This window comes from Pontibacter sp. LHS2, from assembly GCF_058932845.1.
On the sequence record NZ_JBZYWG010000003.1, the window covers coordinates 755,214 to 774,394 of the forward strand.

A 19,181-nucleotide genomic window follows, 5' to 3' on the forward strand; every position below is an offset into this window, starting at 1 on the left:
TCAAAATAACGCAATTATTATACGCTATCAAAATAAACGGAGTCCGTTTGGGTTTAATATAAGGTGATGGTATAAAACCTGAAGCGGTCTGTCTTTTATGTGCAACTGACTGTTGTCATTGTGTGTAAGCACATACATCGACTAAATCAAACTAAAACTCCGAATTTGCCAATCAGGCTTATTTAGTTAGCTTTGTAAACCCTTTATTCATTTATCAGTTTAATACACGCGACTCTTTAACAACTAAACTTAAATGGAATTTAACTACACAGAAAACCAGCGCATGATCGCCGAGATGATTCGGGACTTTGGAGCCAAACACATCAAACCAAAAATGATGGAGTGGGACGAAAGTCAGGAATTTCCGGTAGAGGTATTCAAGAAGCTGGGCGAACTGGGCCTGATGGGCGTGTTGGTACCAACTGAGTACGGCGGCTCTGGCTTTGGCTACCTGGAATATGTAACGGCTATTGCGGAGCTTTCCAAGATCGACGGCTCTATTGGCTTATCCATGGCGGCGCACAACTCCCTTTGCACTGGCCATATCCTGCAATTCGGCAACGAAGCACAAAAGAAGCAGTACCTTCCAAAATTAGCTACTGCCGAGTGGATCGGTGCCTGGGGCCTGACAGAGCCAAACACAGGTTCCGATGCCGGCAACATGCGTACCGTAGCGGTGCAGGATGGCGACCACTGGGTAATCAACGGGGCCAAGAACTTCATCACACACGGCAAGAGCGGCAACGTAGCTGTTGTGATCGTACGCACTGGCGAAGTAGGTGACTCCCATGGCATGACGGCTTTCATCATCGAGAAAGGCACTCCGGGCTTCAGCGCAGGACGCAAGGAAGACAAGCTAGGTATGCGTGCCTCTGAGACCACAGAGTTGATCTTTGAAGACTGCCGTGTGCACAAGGACCAGATGCTGGGCAATGTAGGCGAAGGCTTCATTCAGGCAATGAAAGTGCTGGACGGCGGACGCATCTCGATTGCAGCCCTATCACTAGGTATAGCACAAGGAGCATTTGATGCCGCATTGGCTTACTCACAGGAGCGCAGCCAGTTCAACAAGCCGATCTCCAGCTTCCAGGGCATTTCTTTCAAACTGGCCGACATGGCTACGGAGATCGAAGCTGCGGCACTCCTCACTTACCAGGCAGCAGACATGAAGAACCGTGGCCTGAACGTGAACAAGGAGTCTGCCATGGCGAAATTGTATGCTTCTGAAGTATCGGTGAGAGTGGCAAACGAAGGTGTGCAGATCTTTGGTGGCTACGGCTTCACAAAAGACTACCCGGCTGAGAAGTACTACCGCGATGCCAAACTTTGCACGATCGGTGAGGGAACAAGTGAGATACAGAAGCTTGTTATCTCTAGAGCTATCCTAAAATAAAGAGACGCTGAAAAGCATTTTAAAGATGCCTATAGGTCGGTTTCTCCACTATAGGCATCTTTTTTTCAATGGTTTGCGGAATTATTTTCATCAAACTATTGATTTTTAAGCAAAACATTAAGTAAATTTGCATCCCTAAATATCAGAAGAAGAAAGCAAAAATATGATTATTGTAAACGTAAAAGATAACGAGTCTGTAGACCGTGCCCTTAAGAGATTTAAGAAGAAATTCGAGAGAACTGGTGTTCTGAAAGAACTGAGATCTAGAACTTTCTTCGAGAAACCATCTGTTTCTAAGAGAAAGCAAAAAGAAAGAGCGAAGTACAAGCAGCAGCTTTTCGCGAACGATAATTACTAGTCTTTCTTTAAAGATATTTTATTTTTCCATACATTAGTATATCTGAGGAACACATCAGGTATACCAATGTATGGAATTATTTTTTAAGTATCTCGAGTACGAGAAGCGGTACAGTCCGCACACCCTTACCTCTTACCACACTGATCTGGGACAGTTCGCGCAGTACCTGCAGGACACCTACCAGATCACCGATCCCGCTGAGGCGGACCATTCCATCATACGGTCCTGGATCCTGACCCTTGTGCACAAAAACCTGGAGGCTCGTTCCGTTAACCGGAAGATCGCCTGCCTCCGCTCCTACTACAAATTCTTATTGAGCCAACAGCGCATCAGCGCCAACCCGATGCTGCGCATCAAGGCTCCCAAAGTTTCTAAGAAATTACCTGCCTTTGTACCAGAGGAGCCCTTCAACAGCTTTCTGGACAGCTTTACCTTTGAAGACAACTTCGAAGGACAGCGCGACCGCCTGATACTCGAGTTCCTGTATGGCACAGGTATGCGACTGGCCGAACTGATCGGGATAGCGCCTGAAGACGTGGACCTTCATGCCAAAACGGTGCGTGTACTGGGCAAAGGAAACAAGGTGCGCATCATCCCGCTGAACGATACACTGGTGCATTCTATCAGGCAGTATTCAGAGCACAAGAAAAGCGAATTTGGCAATAACAATTCGGAAAGGCTACTCGTTACTAATAAAGAACGACCTCTCTATCCGAAGTTCGTTTATCGTGTCGCTAAAAAGTACATCAGCTTGGTTACCACCTCCGAACATAACAGCCCGCATGTGCTGCGACACTCCTTCGCTACCCACCTGCTCAACAATGGCGCAGACCTTAATGCCATCAAAGACCTGCTAGGGCATGCCAGCCTGGCTGCAACACAGGTGTATACCCACAATTCAATAGAGAAGCTCAAATCGATTTTCGAGAAGGCTCATCCAAAAGCATAAAGTTTAACCATAAAATGTTACGATTATGAAGCTACAGATGCATTCCATCCACTTCGAGGCTGACAGACAGCTAACCGATTTCATCCAGCAGAAAGTAGACAAACTGGAAACATTCTACGACCGCATTGTAGAAGGCGAGGTGTTTCTTAAACATAACAACAACGACGGAACAGCTAATAAGACAGTAGAGATTAAATTATTTGTGCCAGGCTCCACCCTGTTTTCAAAAGAAGACGCTCCATCCTTTGAAGCCGCCGCTGATGCAGCTGTTGACGCAATGCGCAGACAACTAAAAAAATTCAAGGAGAAACAACTGGCACACCATTAAGCCAAACTGATTCCCGCTGTACCTGACACAGGTATAAAACAAAAAGACCTGCTGAGCAATCAGCAGGTCTTTTTTATGACGCAAGGTATAAATTGGTTACAAACCAAACTCTGCCTTGATCTTGTCTACATAGTCCAGCTTCTCCCAAGTGAAAGTTTCGAACTCTCTTACTTCTTTCTGGCCGTTCACAGAAACTTCAATCGTCTTCTTGCCTGGTGTTCTGCCCATGTGACCATAAGCAGCCGTTTCAGAGAAAATTGGGTTCTGCAGGCCAAAACGCTGCACAATCGCGTAAGGACGCATATCAAACAGCTTGTTCACCTTCTCAGCAATCTCACCATCGCTCATCACGTTTCCGTTAGTGTCTTTTACTTTGGTAGAACCATAAGTGGTTACATAAAGGCCTACTGGCTTAGCAACACCAATAGCGTACGCTACCTGCACTAATGCCTGATCTGCTACACCGGCAGCCACCAGGTTCTTGGCGATGTGGCGCGCTGCATAAGCGGCAGAACGGTCTACTTTAGAGGAATCCTTACCAGAGAATGCACCACCACCGTGTGCACCTTTGCCACCGTAAGTGTCTACAATGATTTTACGGCCTGTCAGTCCCGTGTCGCCGTGCGGGCCACCGATCACGAACTTGCCCGTTGGGTTGATGTGGTAAGTGATCTCGTTGTTGAATAGCTTCTGAATGCGCTCCGGCAGTTGCTTCAGCACACGTGGGATCAGGATGCTATCTACGTCAGCCTTGATCTGAGCGACCATCTGCTTCTCGGCAGACAGCTTTGCTTCGTTGCTGTCTGTTTCCGGTAACACGAACTCATCGTGTTGGGTTGAGATCACGATCGTATCGATTTTCTCTGGTACGTGGTTGTCGCTGTAGCGAATGGTTACCTGTGACTTGGCATCCGGACGCAGGTATGTCATTTCCTTACCTTCCTTGCGGATAGCGGAAAGTTCTTCTAGCAGCAAATGCGAAATGCTCAGCGCTAAAGGCATATAGTTGTCCGTCTCGCTGGTGGCATAGCCGAACATCATACCCTGGTCACCAGCGCCCTGATCTTCAGGATTGGTACGCTCTACCCCTTGGTTAATGTCCGGAGACTGTTCGTGTATAGCCGAAATCACACCACAGGCGTCGGCATCGAACATATATTCTGATTTGGTATAACCTATACGCTTAATCACTTCACGGGCGACCTTCTGCACATCTACGTACGCTTCAGTCTTCACTTCTCCGCTCAGTACAACAAGTCCTGTTGTTACCAGCGTCTCGCAAGCCACCTTAGACTGTGGGTCCTGCTTTAAAAATTCATCTAGGAGGGCATCAGATATCTGATCCGCTACTTTATCCGGGTGTCCTTCTGATACAGACTCGGAGGTGAACAAATATGGCATTTCAATAGTGGGTTTAGGTACAAAGTATAAACCAACTGCCGGTAACGACAGCGTTTGCAAAGCTACGGCAATTCCACCACAATAAAAACGATCATTTACGCTAGGTTTACTTGCATTTAAAATCTATCTGCTTTGCTAAACAATCACTCAACAAAATTGTATCTAACAAATAAAAACTAGCTGATCTACAGCAAAGCCCCTGATAGGCAAAGTATAGCCTTAGACCATTAGAACTAAAAATTTTCTATACAAAACCTTTTATATATAGCATCGTTTCAATCATTAAAATTGCACATTTAAGACTCAATGATGAAAAAGTATATTCTAATGATATGGTGTCTGGTTATGACAATGCAAGTCAGCCAGGCTCAAAGCGACTCTCCCTACAAAACTAAATTTGCAATAGACGCACCTATTACGGTTGCCGGAATGGGCCTTAGTTACTATGGTCTTACCCGTATGCAGGATAAGGACGGTCTTACAGAAGAGCAAATTGCTAACCTGAACAGAAGCCAGGTAAACAGCTTCGATCGCTTCTCTGCGGGTTATGACTCCGAACAGGCTAAGAAAATCAGTGACATTCCTTTTTACGGCTCTTTTGCACTGCCTTTCATTTTAGCTCTAAACGAGGATGTGCGCAGCAACGCCGGCCAGGTATTTGGGCTTTATGTGCAGACCATGGCTGTGACGGGTGCCCTGTTCACAATGACAAGTGCCTTTAACCCGCGTACCAGACCACTTGTGTATAGTCCGGACGTAGAGATGGATGAGAAAATGCGCGCTAATGCCCGCAACTCATTTTATGCTGGCCACACCACAGCGGCTGCCGCGGCTTCGTTTTTCTTTGCCAAGGTGTTCCATGACTTCAACCCAGACTCTCCTGCCCGTACTTATGTGTGGCTTGGCGCCGCAACAGTACCTGCAGCTGTAGGTTACTTGCGACTGAGAGCTGGTAAGCACTTCCTAAGCGATAACCTACTGGGATATGCAGTGGGGGCGGCTGTCGGTATTGTCGTGCCACAATTACATAAGAAGTCCAACACGAGTGGATTCTCTCTGAGTCCCACCATCATCCCCACCTTCGCTGGCACTGCCTCGCAAGGTGCTAATCTGAGCTATACCTTTTAGTAATAACTGTCCCCAATACCTATAGGTACGGGCATGAAAAAAGCGCAGGGCAACGATTGCCCTGCGCTTTTTTTATTGTTCATCGACAAGTTACTTCTTGAGGTTCTCTTCAAATAGTTTGTAGATACGCTTGTATTCATCAGTCCAGCTGGCTGGCTCTGTGAAGCCGTGGTCCTCTACAGGGTATACTGCCAGTTCCCAATTGTCTTTACCTAACTCGATCAGACGCTGGGTCAGGCGCACTACATCCTGGAAATGCACATTCGTATCCACCATGCCGTGGCAAATCAGGAGTGCTCCCTTAAGACCCTCCGCGTAATAGATCGGTGAGCTCTTAGCGTAGGCAAGGCTATCAAGCTGTGGCACGTTCAGGATGTTAGAGGTATAGCCATGGTTATAATGCGCCCAGTCCGTTACAGATCGCAACGCTGCGCCAGCTGCAAACACATCAGGTTCGGTAAACATGGCCATTAAGGTAATGAAACCGCCATAAGAGCCGCCATAGATGCCTATACGCTTCGGATCTACATTATACTTATCGACAAGCAGCTTAGCACCATCCACATGATCGCTTAGGTCCTTACCACCCATAAACTGGTAGATGCCCGTACGCACATCACGGCCGTAGCCGGCGCTGCCACGGTAGTCAATATCCAGTACGGTATAGCCGTTATCGGCCAGGAAATTGTGGAACATATACTCTCTGAAATAGGAGCTCCACCATTTGTGAGCATTCTGCAGATAACCGGCACCGTGTACAAAGACCACAGCAGGCCCGTTTGCCACGGCTTTTTCCGGACGATAAAGTCTAGCATACACGTCCTCTCCATCTTTCGCCTTAAAACTGATCACCTCTGGTTCACGCCAGTTATAAGATTTAAACTCATCCGTGAGCGATTGAGTAACCTGACGCGGCTTAGCCCCTTTTTTATTATCCTGTACAAAGAGCTCCCAAGGCTTGTTGCTATATGAGTAGCGTATAGCCAGGTTCTTCTCGTCCGGTGATAGGGTTACTTCATGTGCACCTGTGCCAGCTGTCAGCTGGGTCATCTCTCCTCCATTGATCGGCATTCTGTAAAAATGCTTCTCGCCTGGGTGAATTTTGTTGGCTGTGAAATACCAGTTCTTTTTATCATTGGATATCTGAGGCCCGGAAACCTCAAATTTGCCGCTTGTCAGCGCCTTTTTATTGCCGGTGTTCAGGTTTACAGTATAGAGGTGTGAATATCCGCTTTCCTCTGACTGGAACCATACCTGTTCGTTGTCTGGCATAAAGCCGATATCTCCTGTACCATACCCTATACCTGGTCCACTGATCCAAGCCTCGTCGCGCTGGCGATCAAGAGTGCTTAGCTTTCCTGTGGCCGGGTCCAGCTTTAGTATCCAACGATCCTTGTTGTCAGCTGCGCGGGCTACCATGACAGCGTGCTTGCCATTGTCTGACCATACAGGCCCGAACATTGTCACAGCACGTGCTTCTGCTTTAGTAGTCTTCGTAGCCGGTTCTTTAGCCGTACTTGCCTTCGTGTCGCGATCGCGGATATAGGCTGGCTGGTCGTTTATACCTTCTATGCCGCCTACTTGCAGCGCATAGGTAGTGTCGCGTCTGATGTCGTACACATACGACTCAAATGTAGCTTGAGCGTCCCCTACTTTCGTGCGGGTGTTGATATCTTCTGTATAGCCTGATGAAGTTACAAAATCAGGCACTATGGCTACTTTGGCATTTTTAGGCCTTGTAGCCATGCGGTAACTGATATAGCGCTCATCGGGACTTAGCACAATGTTGTCAACCGACTTATCGCCTATGTAAATCTCCTTTGGTCGGGCCGGGCTGTCCGCTTTCTGTTGCTTTGTGGCCGCTTCTTTGTCCGCCTCACGATCGCGCACAATCTGTAGCAAAGCAAGCTGCTGTTCTTTCAACCAATCACGCTGTGGGTTTTTGCCTTCCTCTCCTGGTTTATTCCCTTTTTTGAAGTCAGTCAGTTGTGCCAGTTGGCCGTTGGCAATCGTCCATAGGTATAGGTTGCCGTCTTTCACGAACGCTACCTTTTTTTCGTCATGGCTAAACGACGGGCTATTCTCACGCTCTACCGTATTGGTGATTTGCTGGGTTTTGCCACTCTTGATATCGAGCAGGTACAGGTCACCGTTCTTCTCGTATACCTTCTGGGTTTTCGCTCTGTTATAACGGGCGTTCCAGGTGCCAGGCAGGGCACGGCGTTCCTGGGCGTTTACCTTCTTCAGGTTGCTGCCGTTAGCTGATACACTGTAAAGGGAATCCCTGCGATTAGCATCTGGATTCCAGCTGAAATAGATTTTTTTGCCGTCCTCTGACCAGAATACATTGCTGGGAGAAGTACCGATCCAGGTTGGATCGCGCATGATCTTCTCCACACTCAGCTTGCTACTATTTTCCTGCGCCTGCGTAGCACCGCCTGCCAGCACCAGCCACGACATCAGGAGTATGGCTTTCTTCTTAAAAAGCATAATAGATGTTTTGTTTAGATTAGATTGTTGTTTGAGATAAATTTAAGCTATTAAAGCTAAACTTACCAAATCAGAACTTTAGCCTTACTGCATTCTGGGAACTGTTCAACTTATTTAGAAGTGCTGAGCGCCATGGGAGGATGCTGCTCATCAAAGTTTGTCAGGTCCTGGTACAGTTTGGCCAATGCCAACACTTTGGCTTCTCCGTAGAGCTGCCCCATAAAGGTGATCGTAGTTGGCATGCCGTTTTTCTGGAAACCATTCGGAAGCACTACACAGGGATGACCACTTAGGTTTGTCATCACCAGGTTACTTCCTGCATAAGATGGACTCAGGTATACGTCTATCCCTTTCAGTTTCTCGTGCATTTGCTGTATAATCAGGGAGCGTACCCGCTGGGCCTGCAGGTACTCCACGGCGGTTACGAACCGCCCTGCCCGGAATATATTGGGCCAAGCGTTCTTGTGTTGCTGCACCATGCTACTATCACGGCCGCTACGTGTTAACTCATCGAAAGCGGCTGCTCCTTCTACTGAAATGGTCATCGTTAGATCACGCGCCGGTAGGTTGGGCAACTCGATTGGCACCAGTTCTATACCTGCTTTCTTAAGAGCTTCGAGCGTTGCTTTATCATTCTCTTTGAAAGGATATTCCCGTTCAAAGTCTTTCTGCAGATAGCCTACCCGCAACTTGCGCACGTCAATGTTCTTATTGTAATTGAAAGGAGCATCCACAATGGTCAAGTCCTTTCCATCTGGACCGTAAATGGCATTGAATACAATGGCACAGTCTTCGGCTGATCGGCCAATAGGTCCAATCTTATCCATCGACCAGCTCAGTGCCATGGCCCCATGCCTGCTTACCCGCCCAAATGTAGGTCGAAGGCCAGTAGTACCACACGCGGTTGAAGGTGACACTATAGAGCCTAACGTCTCTGTTCCGATGGCAAACGGTAGCAATCCAGCTGCTACTGCTGCGGCTGATCCGGCAGAGGAACCACTGGAGCCTTTGGTCAAATCCCAGGGTGACTTGGTTTTGCCGCCATACCACACATCACCCATGGCAAGTTCCCCGAGTGTCAGTTTGGCAACCAGTACGGCACCTGCCAGCTCCAGTCGTTCTACGACGGTCGCATCCAGGTTTAGTTGCTGGTCTTTGTATGGAACGGAGCCCCAGGTAGTTTTGTATCTTTTGGTTGCTAACAGATCCTTTACGCCATAAGGGATACCGTGCAGCATGCCTTTGTATTTGCCGGCTTTGATCTCCTGGTCAGCTCGTCGTGCCTGCTCCAAGGCAAGCTCCTCCGTCAGGCTAGTTACACATTGCAGAGTAGGTCCGTGCTGCTTTAGTCTCCCCAGAAAGAATTTGGTAAGTTCTTCAGAGCTGATCTGTTTTGTACGCACTAATTCTGCGAGTTGCGGTACAGAATAAAAAGCGAGCTCTTCTTTATTGGCTGGCAGTTTTATCCCTTTTATGCGCTCGACCTCAAACTTCTCCCGTTTCTGCTCAAACTCAAATCCTACAGGCACTGGGTTGAACTGCAGCGCAGGCGATACATCATTCGTTAAAGGCTGCTCTCTGATGCGCTGGTAGCTGCTTCTAAAGTCTGCCACATTTGCCGTGGCAGAGTCAAGCTGCGCATCAGAAAATTTCAGCCCAATCATTTGCTGTGCATTTCTAAGCACATCTACTGTGATTTTATCATCGGCTACCTTCATTACAAATGCTCCGGACAGGAAACATGCGGCACCAACTACTGTATAGGTGTAAGATCTTTTCATGAAAACATTTGATCAGTTATTCTGACCTATAAGTTAGCAATTATCATTCATTTATACCTTTGGCTCTTTCAATAATAGTTACAAAAAAACCGCCCCCTGCATAGCAAGGGGCGGTCTATTGTTAGATTCTACCTATTGAGGAATCTGTTATGGATTCTGATCACCAGCAGACAGTGCTTTGTTGTTGTTGATCTCGTCCTGAGGGATTCTGAACAGGATCTGTGGATCCGTGATAGAACGCTCTTTTACCAGGATAAGCGCTTCAACGTGCTCACCGTTAGGTGCAGTACCAGTGATTCTCTTAACTGGTCTGTTCAGACGCTTCAGATCCAGGATTGAGAAACCTTCACCCCAAAGTTCGATTCTTCTTTGGATCAGAATCTCTTCGATCAGAGCTTGGCCTTCAGTAGCTGGAGCTACGTACTGAGGATCTCTTGCTTTAACAAGTGTCTCCAGTACAGTTACGGCTTCAGCACCTCTGTTAAGTCTTGCAAGCGCCTCAGCCTCGATCAGGAACATTTCAGAAGCTCTCATCAACACATAGTCAGCAGCCCAAGAACCTGCACCTGGCAGTTTAAACTTCAGCGAGCTGTAGTTGTAGTAAGTACCTTTGTTATCGGCGGTAGGAGCCTGAATAACTTCCTTACGAACGTCAGTAGCGGCCATTTTCTCATAAAGCTCTCTAGTTACAAGCTTTTGGCTACCAAGACCGGCATAACCAGCAGCAGTGTTAGCCATATGCGAGAAGAAAGAAGCATATATAGTAGATTGGTCGTTAGGAATCTGAAGACCCCACATCCATTCACTGTTAGCAGTACCAAAACCAGCTTTGTAAGTAGCTGCGTTCATCAGGGTATAACCCTGACGAGCTTCGTTAGCTTTCTGGCGAGCTCTTTCCCAGTTCTCCATCTGCAAAGCTACACGAGCCTGAAGACCTTTAACAGTCTTTTGGTTGATGTGAGATACGTGATCTTTCGTTTTGCCTTCCAACAATGCTTCAGCAGCATCAAGGTCAGCAATGATCTGGTTGTATACTTCTTGTACAGTACCGCGGCCTTTACCTTCTGTAGTTGGCTCTGTGTAAACCGGCACACCTGGAGCGTTCTCGTTGCCCTTGTAAGTATGCTGGAACAAGTTAACCAGGTAGAAATAAGAGTGAGCTCTCAGGAAAAGAGCATTACCCTTTATATAATCTCTACGAGCTTGTGTCCCTGTTGCTCCATCAACATTAGCGATGATCAGGTTAGCATTGTTAATGGTTCTATAGTAGTATCTCCAGGTACCTCCAGAACGTGATGTTTGTGTAGCAGTTCCGTAAGCAGAGTGGTTATACTCTGCTACAAACCAACCGTAACCACGCACAGGCGTAATTACGTCGTTACCCATCATGTCCATAGTCAAGTCATAAGACTTCTGACCGAAGTGTCCGTGGCTACCATCCATTGATGTCCACATTGAACGGTAAATACCGTTCAATGCTACAGTAGCTCCCTCTGTAGAAGCAAACACCAAATCATTTGGCACCTGAGACTTAGGAGTTGTCTCCAAGTACTCTTTCTCGCAACCCGTCAGCACTAAAACAGCCAGTGCCAGCGGAGCTAGTTTTTTAACTATATTTTTCATACTAATAATATTCCTAATTAAAAGTTAGCGTTTAGACCAAGCGTGAAGGTACGCATCACTGGATAAGTGAAGTCTGATGTACCATTGAAGCTACGCTGTGGGTCCATACCTTCGTTCTTTGTGAAGATTTTGGCATTGTCAACAGCTAAGAATGCACGCATGTTATTTACACCTACTCTTGAAGTCAACGTGTTAGGCAGTGTATAGCCTAAGTTGATATTCTTGATGTTCAGGTAAGATGCGTCGAATAACCATCTTGTAGAAGCACCATCCTGAGTAGCTAAACCTTGCTGCAGTCTAGGCACGTCTGTGTCTGTATTCTCTGGAGTCCAACGGTTCAACATGTCTTTGCTGAAGTGTGTACCATAGGTACCTCTGTGCATTAGGCCAGAGTAGTTGCTGTCGTAGAACTTTCCACCAACCTGGTATGTCAGCAATACTGCAAGGTCAAAGCCTTTGTAGCGGAACGAGTTTGAGAAACCGCCCATTAGATCAGGGATCGCAGAACCATGGTAAGCATAAGTGGCGTTGTTGATGTTGTTCGTCACTGTATCCTGACCGATGATCTGGTAAGCTGGATTGTTTGCTTTGTACAATGTATTGTCTGTACGGTACAGGGCATCACCATTGTTAGGATCTACACCATAATACTCACGCAACCAGAATTCATAAATGTTCTTACCTTCAGCATAACGCTTTGTACCACTGATTATAGGATCACCATTTGGCATTTTTGTAATCTTATTGGTGTAGCTAGTTAGGTTAAGGTCTACTCTCCAGTCGAAATCACCAGTAGAGATAGCATTGTAGCCTAACTGTAACTCCCAACCATTGTTCTTCATCGTACCAATGTTTTCCCACTTACCTAGGCCACCTGTAGAGTAAGGAAGTGGAATAAGGAATAATAGGTTATTAGAGATACGCTCGAAGTATTCAACAGTACCTTCTACCTTATTGAAGAACTTAAAGTCAGCACCAATGTTAAAGTTGGCATTAGATTCCCACTGCAGATCCATTGCTGGAAGCGAAGTTACTAGTGCACCTGGAGCATTCACGTTGTTCCAGCCCAGTGAGTAAAGTCCTTGCCAAGCATAATAGTTCTGCGTTCCATCTAAGTTCAAGGTATTTTCGTTACCCTGCTCACCGTAGCTACCTCTCAGTTTCAATTCATCAACCCACTCAGCGTTGAAGAAGTCTTCTTCTGAAATTCTCCAGCCTGCACCAACAGAGAAGAAGTTACCCCAACGTGTATCTCTATAGAATCTTGAAGATCCGTCTCTTCTGAAGCTGGCAGAAGCCAGGTATTTATCAGAAAGGCTATAGTTTAACTGAGTAAAGTATGACTCGATTTTGTGATCTTCAAAATCTGAAGTACCATCAGTCAAAGTCGCTGCAGAAGCAAGCTCGTTTGTACCAGGGAAGGCAAAGCCAGTTTTAGTAGAAGACACGTTTCTACTCTCCCAATCATAGTTTTCGTGACCGGCCAATGCACGCAGGCTATGGTTACCGAATTGCTTGTTCCAAGTTAATACTTGGTTGAACGTGTAAGATGTAGTTCTTCTGTCAGACTTAGTTGAACGACCACTTACGTTCTGCGCATCACCAAACTGTGAGTTCTGGAAAGTAGTACCGAAACCGTTATAGTAGTTACCACCGAAAGTTGTCTTGAAAGTAAAGTCCTCTAGGAACTTAACCTCAGCAAATGTATTTACAGTTGCCTCGCTTCTTCTCATAGATCTTTCGTCAAGAGCCAGTGTACCAAGCAGGTTAGAGTTAGGAGCATATGGTCTGGCACCCATTTGGCTAGCATTACCCCAATCAAGAGCATTACCACCACGGATAGGATCTGTTACGAAGTTACCTTCGCCATCACGCTGCCATACTGGGTAAATAGGACCCATGTAGCGAGAGTAGTAGAATGGGTTTGATGTAGCAGTACCAGTAGCATAGTTACCCTGGTTCTCAGACATGTTACCAGCAATGTTGATACCTGATTTTAACCAATCAGTTACCTGTGTATTGATGCTTGCACGCGCATTCACACGGTCATAACCTGAGAATTTAGCAATACCTTCTTCTTTGATATAACCAACTGACAGATAGTAATCGCTCTTCTCAGCACCGCCAGACACGTTCATATTTAGGTCAGTACGGTTAGACTGCTGGAACAATTCATCAGCCCAAGAATCGCTGTAAAGCAAACGAGCAGCTGGGTTCAGACGACCAGTAGCCGGATCAATTACCTGATTACCAGGAACGTTGAATGGGTTGTAAACAAGACCGTTACCACCTGCAATATTATCAGAAGCAAACTGGTTAGCACCAGCTATATCTTTGCCAGCAGTAGGCGCTCCACCAAGCTTTGCATTACGCATTGCTTCCCACATCAATTCATAGTACTCCTGCTCGTTTACACGCTCGTACTCTTTAATAGCACGATCAGAAATACCTCTTCTCAGGTTAACGGCGATGCTAGGCTTGCCAGTTTTACCTCTTTTAGTTGTGATCATGATCACACCGTTAGCAGCGCGTGAACCATAAAGAGAAGATGCGGCTGCATCTTTCAATACTGTTACAGACGCGATGTCGTCAGTTGAAATAGACTGGAGCGTACCGCTGAAAGGAACACCGTCTACCACATAAAGCGGCTCACTGCTTGAGTAGATAGAACCTATACCACGAACACGCACAGATGCGTTTGAACCAGGAGCACCACCACCGTTGGTAGTTTGGATACCTGGCACCAGGCCTTCAAGTACACGTGTAACAGATGTTACCTGCTGTCTCTCGATCGCTTTAGTCGTGATAGTTGACTCAGCACCAGTAAAGGCTGTTTTCGCAATAGTACCGTAAGGCACCTGGATCACAACCTCTGACAGCTGCTGGCTATCAATATCTAATGCCACGTTGATAGAAGTATTTGCGCCAATCGCCACCTCTTTTGCCACGTATCCGATATAACGGAACACCAATGTGTTCGCATTATCTGGTACGTTTACACTGAATGAACCATCTGCATTAGTAGCAGTACCAGTAGTGGTACCTTTTACAACTACAGACACACCTGGTAGAGGTGCTCCGTCCCCTGCCCCAGTAACTTTACCTGTTATTGTCCGACTTTGGGCTGTTACTTGACCCAAAAGCGCAAACAAAAACAAGAAGTTAAGTAGTAATACTTTCTTCATAAACTACACTTGTTTTGTTAGGTTGTTGAAAATAGATTAGATAATAGAATAGTTTTATCTCCAAATATAGGCATTAAAAACATTTAACAAAACCTTAACACAGATTCTTCGTAATATTTTTTTCTGCCCTTTTGAAACCCTCTAGATATGATGAAAGCCATAAAACACCGCTTATAATGCGTTGAAGGCCACATCATTTAAGAAAATATATATTTTTTTGAAATATATCTAATACACCGCAACGCCTGACAGGAGAACAGGATTGCAAAAAAAGATGCGCTGTATGCATCTCTAAATACACAAGGTGTTATAAAAGCAAAGGCTGCATCTGTAACAAGGGCTATATGCCATAATCGCTGTGCCCACCGTAGGCACCTGACTGAGCCATTACAATGGCATGTGCCTGTTGGGCTTCCTTAATATTATACTCAAATGCCAGTCGCTTATAATTGATCACGTCAACGATAGTACCGATAAAGCACAGGCCAGCGGTGAACAGGTAAAGCAACCCAAACCCAATATGTCCGAGCACAAAACGATGCACACCGGCAACACCAAAGAAACCAATAACAGCTGTGATGAGAACAAGCAACGGTTCGCGCCTGCGGGCTCTGTATACTGACACAAACTGTTGTGCTTCGTGGTCCGACATCGCGTTCAGCAATCCCTGTACATAAGCCATCTCATCAGGCTCGAGCTCAGGCATCAGGTTAAATACATTGGCCATAGTTTATAGTTTAGAATGATGGAGGTATAAGTTGCGAGATCGGGTCAACAACTCTGCTATTCGCCAGCAGAGCATGAGAAGTGCAGGTGCTCCCAAAGGATGTGACTGCCAGGAAGACGCGAGGTCTCCCCTGAACAAATAAGCAATACTGTGTCCCAGCCCACAACCCGGACATCCTCCCTCCCAAACCCAGCTTATAGGACACAGGCTAAACAAATGCTTTCCGGCAGGATCCATACAAGCAAGTAAAAGCAGGCCTAGTATCCAGCAGCAAGCCTCAGGAACTGCATGGCGGGCTGCATACACGGCACTATTTGGGTTCATCCTTTGCATTACACCTATAAGGTATAGTTTATATCGTGCATGTGCAAATTTTTATGTATTCAAATTATAACATCACCCCGCTTTTAACACGTATGATACTGAAAGGAATTTAATATCAACAAGACTAAGGAGACAGAAGGATGGAATGTAATGTAGGATTGACAGAGCAGAAACTGCGTGTATTAGCAGGCCTTGCTATTATTGGTGTAGGAGCATATTATAATATTAAAGCCCTATCCGCTGTGGGGGTTATACCTATTGTTACAGGTATGCTGCGCTATTGCCCCATCAACCAAGCGCTTGGCTATAACGGCTGTGCGGGTGAGCAGCATCGTGTAAAAAGCGCTGTTCTATAATATTATAATACGTCAATTGCTATACCTGGAGGCTGGCTTTACGTATTTATAGCGCTATGAGAAAGATCATCCTATACATTGCGGCTAGTACCGATGGGTTTATAGCCCGCCCTGACGGGAATATCGACTGGCTCCACGACAAGAAATACAACATTCCAGACGAGGACTTTGGCTATACTGCTTTCCTGCAGACCATTGATACTACTCTCATGGGGCACAATACTTATAAGGAGGTCATGGGTTTCGACATGCCCTTCCCCTACCCTGACTTAAAAAACTATGTATTCAGTCGCTCCGAACAGGAAGACACGGAGCATGTTTCTTTTGTAAAGGAAGGCGTAGTGGACTTCATAGAACAACTGAAAGAACAACCCGGCAAGGATATCTGGCTTATTGGTGGCGGACAGCTTAATGCCACCCTCCTAAATGCTGGCCTGCTGGATGAAATCATTCTGACTTATATACCTATTATATTGGGCAAGGGCATCCCGCTCTTTTCGGAGGAGACGCAGGAACACAAACTAAAACTAATTCCAACTGAGAATAAGCTATATCGAAACGGCTTTCTACAGGTAAGGTATAGTTGCTAACAAAAGAAGAGCCGGGTCCTGATCGGGGCCCGGCTCTTCTGTTAAGTTTGATGTTGATGTTATTGGGTGTTGTTACTTACCTTTTCAATAAGAATTGTGTAGGATACATAAAATCGCTTCTGGGGGTTAATTATGAAGCTTTGGGCAAGTCCTGGTTATCCCGGTTTTGCTCCGCTTGGTTCTTATTTAGCTCCTCGGCTTTTTTGTGCTCTATCTCAATCCGCTCATCATCCATCATTTCCTGATTAATCGCCTCAGAGAATTGTCTGGTAAATCCAAAGTTGTTCTCCTCTGATCTAACGTCGTAGTTTCCAGTATTAAAGAATAATCCTGAAAGGTAGCCTCTTCTATGTCTTCTCATCTCTCACACTCCTTTCTGTTTAAGTAGCGGCCTCTCCGCTACGCATTAACGAATAGTTTATACCCTGTTATACGTAAACAACACTATATCAGACTATTATTACAGGATTTATTACAAGAGTCACCATTATAGCTTGTAGTCCTACCAACCACTTCCTACTAGTGCACCATTTAGTCTCTTTTCATGGAGGACAGAACAAACACCCTTAATTGTATTCCAGCACTTCTCGTATTAGACGCCCATCGACTTCACTGAATTACAAGATTCAGATTTACAAAATTTGAGGCTCCAACTTTATAAAAACCAAGTCGTTATAATTGGTTACATCCTATTCAATAACCATAAATTTATGATAAAACGTTACGCAATTCCTTTAGTAATGCTTATTGGGCTGAGTAGTTGTTATAGCATGCTATCGTCTGAAGGCGGAGGTCAGGGAGATATCAGAACAGACTCAAGGCCAGTCAATGCGACAGACATTGTACTACCCGCTGGTTATACAGCTGAAGCAGTGGCTACAGGACTTACCTTTCCTACTAGTGTAACTTTTGATGAGCAAGGCGTGGCCTATGTGATAGAAGCCGGTTATGCTTATGGTGAAGTTTTTCTGGAGCCAAAGCTCCTGCGCCTGGAACAAGGAGGCGGGTTGACACAAATAGCGACGGGTCAGAAAAACGGTCCTTGGACGGGGGTCACTTTTCACAATGGAAACTTTTATGTGTCAGAGGGCGGCCAATTGGAAGGCGGAAAAATTCTTCGGATAACACCTGACGGTTCAATCACTACGATAGCAGCAGGCATGCCTTCTCTTGGAGACCATCATACGGATGCCTTAGTGGTTGGCTCTGATGGCTACATCTATTTCGGACAGGGCACTGCAACAAACGCAGGTATAGTGGGAACCGACAATGCTGATTTTGGATGGCTGAAACGGTTTCCTGATTACCATGATGTGCCTTGCGACGATGTTACGCTGACAGGGCAGAACTTCACCTCTGAGAGTCCATTACCCGATAAGCCAGGCCAACAAGTGACAGGTGCCTACTCGCCCTATGGCTCACCTACTACGGAAGGCCAGGTGATCAAGGGTAGTGTACCTTGCTCCGGAGCGGTCATGCGCGTGCCACTGGAAGGTGGGACTCCCGAGCTCGTTGCATGGGGTTTCCGCAACCCTTTCGGTATTGCCTTTGCCCCTGATGGTAAGCTTTATGTGACCGATAACAGCTACGACGACAGAGGTAGCCGTCCCGTTTGGGGAACCGGCGATTATCTTTGGCAGGTACAGCCCGGCACTTGGTACGGCTGGCCTGATTACTCGGGCGGACTGGCATTCGACGGCGAAAAGTTTGGGAAACCCGGAGGAAAGGCTCCTAAACCTTTACTCGCCAGGCACCCTAACAAACTACCCAGGCCCACAGCCACACTCGGCGTGCATTCTTCCTCTAACGGCATGGATTTTTCAAGAAACGGGAGCTTTGGGTATCAGGGCCAGGCTTTTATTGCTCAGTTTGGCGACATGGCGCCAAATGTGGGGAAAGTACTGGATCCTGTGGGCTTTAAAGTAGTGCGGGTTGACGTCAGTAACGGCAACATTACAGACTTCGCCGTGAACAAGGGCAAAGAAAACGGGCCTGCCTCCAAGCTAAAACATGGAGGTCTCGAAAGACCCATCGCCGTTAAGTTCTCACCGGATGGACAGAGCTTGTACATCGTGGACTTCGGTGTGATGCAAATGACAGAGCAGGGACCTGCCCCACAACAAAAGACGGGTGTTATCTGGAAAGTAAGCAGAACAGATAAAAGACAGCTATGAAACTACGTTATACCTTATTGCTCCTATTCAGTATCCTGTTCGTCGTAGCCTGTGGTACCACAAAAAGAGGCGAACCCACCTATGCACCCGTACCTACATCAGAGCCTGCCATTGCAAGGGGGGAGGTTGTTTTCAATACTTACTGCCAGGCTTGTCACCCGGGTGGGGAAACCGGCTTGGGACCTGCCATAAACGATAAGCCTGCTCCTGGATTTGTGATCAGGTTCCAGATCAGAAATGGACTAGGTGCTATGCCCGCCTTTAAGAAGGAGGTTATTTCATCAGATGAAATGGATGACTTGATGGCTTACATCAAAGCACAGCGCAAAGCCAAAAAGAAAAAAGAGGGAACATCTTGAGACGCTTCATTAACT

The 19,181-nt window shown here is 46.4% G+C and carries 17 protein-coding genes; 9 read left to right on the forward strand and 8 right to left on the reverse strand.

Annotated features, from left to right (window positions below; genetic code table 11):
• The first annotated feature begins 253 nt into the window (after nt 1-253).
• The 4 genes from AC5FX6_RS16665 (at nt 254) to hpf (ending at nt 3,028) form a co-directional block, all read left to right on the forward strand.
• Nucleotides 254-1,393, forward strand: coding sequence for an acyl-CoA dehydrogenase (locus AC5FX6_RS16665; protein ID WP_493598091.1), 1,140 nt, complete (start codon nt 254-256; stop codon nt 1,391-1,393).
• Nucleotides 1,394-1,556: 163 nt separating this feature from the next.
• Nucleotides 1,557-1,751, forward strand: coding sequence for a 30S ribosomal protein S21 (gene rpsU, locus AC5FX6_RS16670; RefSeq protein ID WP_299705197.1), 195 nt, complete (start codon nt 1,557-1,559; stop codon nt 1,749-1,751).
• Nucleotides 1,752-1,821: 70 nt separating this feature from the next.
• Nucleotides 1,822-2,700 (forward strand): tyrosine-type recombinase/integrase, encoded by an 879-nt coding sequence (locus tag AC5FX6_RS16675; RefSeq protein WP_493598092.1) that lies wholly within the window; start codon nt 1,822-1,824, stop codon nt 2,698-2,700.
• 25 nt (nt 2,701-2,725) lie between these two features.
• Complete coding sequence (gene hpf / locus AC5FX6_RS16680; protein ID WP_493598093.1) at nt 2,726-3,028, forward strand: ribosome hibernation-promoting factor, HPF/YfiA family; 303 nt, start codon at nt 2,726-2,728, stop codon at nt 3,026-3,028.
• Nucleotides 3,029-3,124: 96 nt separating this feature from the next.
• Here the strand turns inward: hpf and metK are convergent, their stop codons facing one another.
• Nucleotides 3,125-4,429 (reverse strand): methionine adenosyltransferase, encoded by a 1,305-nt coding sequence (gene metK, locus AC5FX6_RS16685; protein WP_493598094.1) that lies wholly within the window; start codon nt 4,427-4,429, stop codon nt 3,125-3,127.
• A 351-nt stretch (nt 4,430-4,780) separates the two neighbouring features.
• On the opposite strand from metK, the gene AC5FX6_RS16690 reads away from it, so the two are divergent.
• Nucleotides 4,781-5,557: a phosphatase PAP2 family protein gene (locus AC5FX6_RS16690; RefSeq protein ID WP_493598095.1), complete on the forward strand. Its 777-nt coding sequence runs from the start codon at nt 4,781-4,783 to the stop codon at nt 5,555-5,557.
• A 90-nt stretch (nt 5,558-5,647) separates the two neighbouring features.
• Here the strand turns inward: AC5FX6_RS16690 and AC5FX6_RS16695 are convergent, their stop codons facing one another.
• From AC5FX6_RS16695 to AC5FX6_RS16720, 6 genes are all read right to left on the reverse strand, one after another.
• The gene (locus AC5FX6_RS16695) at nt 5,648-8,047 is read right to left on the reverse strand and encodes a prolyl oligopeptidase family serine peptidase (protein WP_493598096.1); all 2,400 of its coding nucleotides are present in this window, start codon (nt 8,045-8,047) and stop codon (nt 5,648-5,650) included.
• A gap of 110 nt (nt 8,048-8,157) precedes the next feature.
• Complete coding sequence (locus AC5FX6_RS16700; RefSeq protein ID WP_493598097.1) at nt 8,158-9,828, reverse strand: amidase; 1,671 nt, start codon at nt 9,826-9,828, stop codon at nt 8,158-8,160.
• 147 nt (nt 9,829-9,975) lie between these two features.
• Entirely contained in the window at nt 9,976-11,451 is a 1,476-nt protein-coding gene (locus tag AC5FX6_RS16705) for a RagB/SusD family nutrient uptake outer membrane protein (RefSeq protein ID WP_493598098.1), read from the reverse strand.
• 17 nt (nt 11,452-11,468) lie between these two features.
• Complete coding sequence (locus AC5FX6_RS16710; RefSeq protein WP_493598099.1) at nt 11,469-14,636, reverse strand: SusC/RagA family TonB-linked outer membrane protein; 3,168 nt, start codon at nt 14,634-14,636, stop codon at nt 11,469-11,471.
• 340 nt (nt 14,637-14,976) lie between these two features.
• Nucleotides 14,977-15,363, reverse strand: coding sequence for a TM2 domain-containing protein (locus tag AC5FX6_RS16715; protein ID WP_493598100.1), 387 nt, complete (start codon nt 15,361-15,363; stop codon nt 14,977-14,979).
• A gap of 3 nt (nt 15,364-15,366) precedes the next feature.
• Entirely contained in the window at nt 15,367-15,696 is a 330-nt protein-coding gene (locus AC5FX6_RS16720; protein ID WP_493598101.1) for a DUF2752 domain-containing protein, read from the reverse strand.
• Nucleotides 15,697-15,827: 131 nt separating this feature from the next.
• Between AC5FX6_RS16720 and AC5FX6_RS16725 the strand changes: the two genes are divergently transcribed.
• A complete protein-coding gene (locus tag AC5FX6_RS16725) occupies nt 15,828-16,043 on the forward strand; it encodes a YgaP family membrane protein (RefSeq protein WP_493598102.1) in 216 nt (71 codons plus the stop codon).
• A 56-nt stretch (nt 16,044-16,099) separates the two neighbouring features.
• Nucleotides 16,100-16,633 (forward strand): dihydrofolate reductase family protein, encoded by a 534-nt coding sequence (locus AC5FX6_RS16730; RefSeq protein WP_493598103.1) that lies wholly within the window; start codon nt 16,100-16,102, stop codon nt 16,631-16,633.
• Nucleotides 16,634-16,763: 130 nt separating this feature from the next.
• On the opposite strand, the gene AC5FX6_RS16735 is transcribed toward AC5FX6_RS16730, so the two are convergent.
• Complete coding sequence (locus AC5FX6_RS16735; protein ID WP_493598104.1) at nt 16,764-16,994, reverse strand: hypothetical protein; 231 nt, start codon at nt 16,992-16,994, stop codon at nt 16,764-16,766.
• 409 nt (nt 16,995-17,403) lie between these two features.
• On the opposite strand from AC5FX6_RS16735, the gene AC5FX6_RS16740 reads away from it, so the two are divergent.
• Entirely contained in the window at nt 17,404-18,807 is a 1,404-nt protein-coding gene (locus AC5FX6_RS16740; protein WP_493598105.1) for a PQQ-dependent sugar dehydrogenase, read from the forward strand.
• Nucleotides 18,804-19,166: a c-type cytochrome gene (locus AC5FX6_RS16745; protein WP_493598106.1), complete on the forward strand. Its 363-nt coding sequence runs from the start codon at nt 18,804-18,806 to the stop codon at nt 19,164-19,166. Before AC5FX6_RS16740 ends, AC5FX6_RS16745 begins: the two co-directional genes overlap by 4 nt.
• The last annotated feature ends 15 nt before the right edge of the window (nt 19,167-19,181 follow it).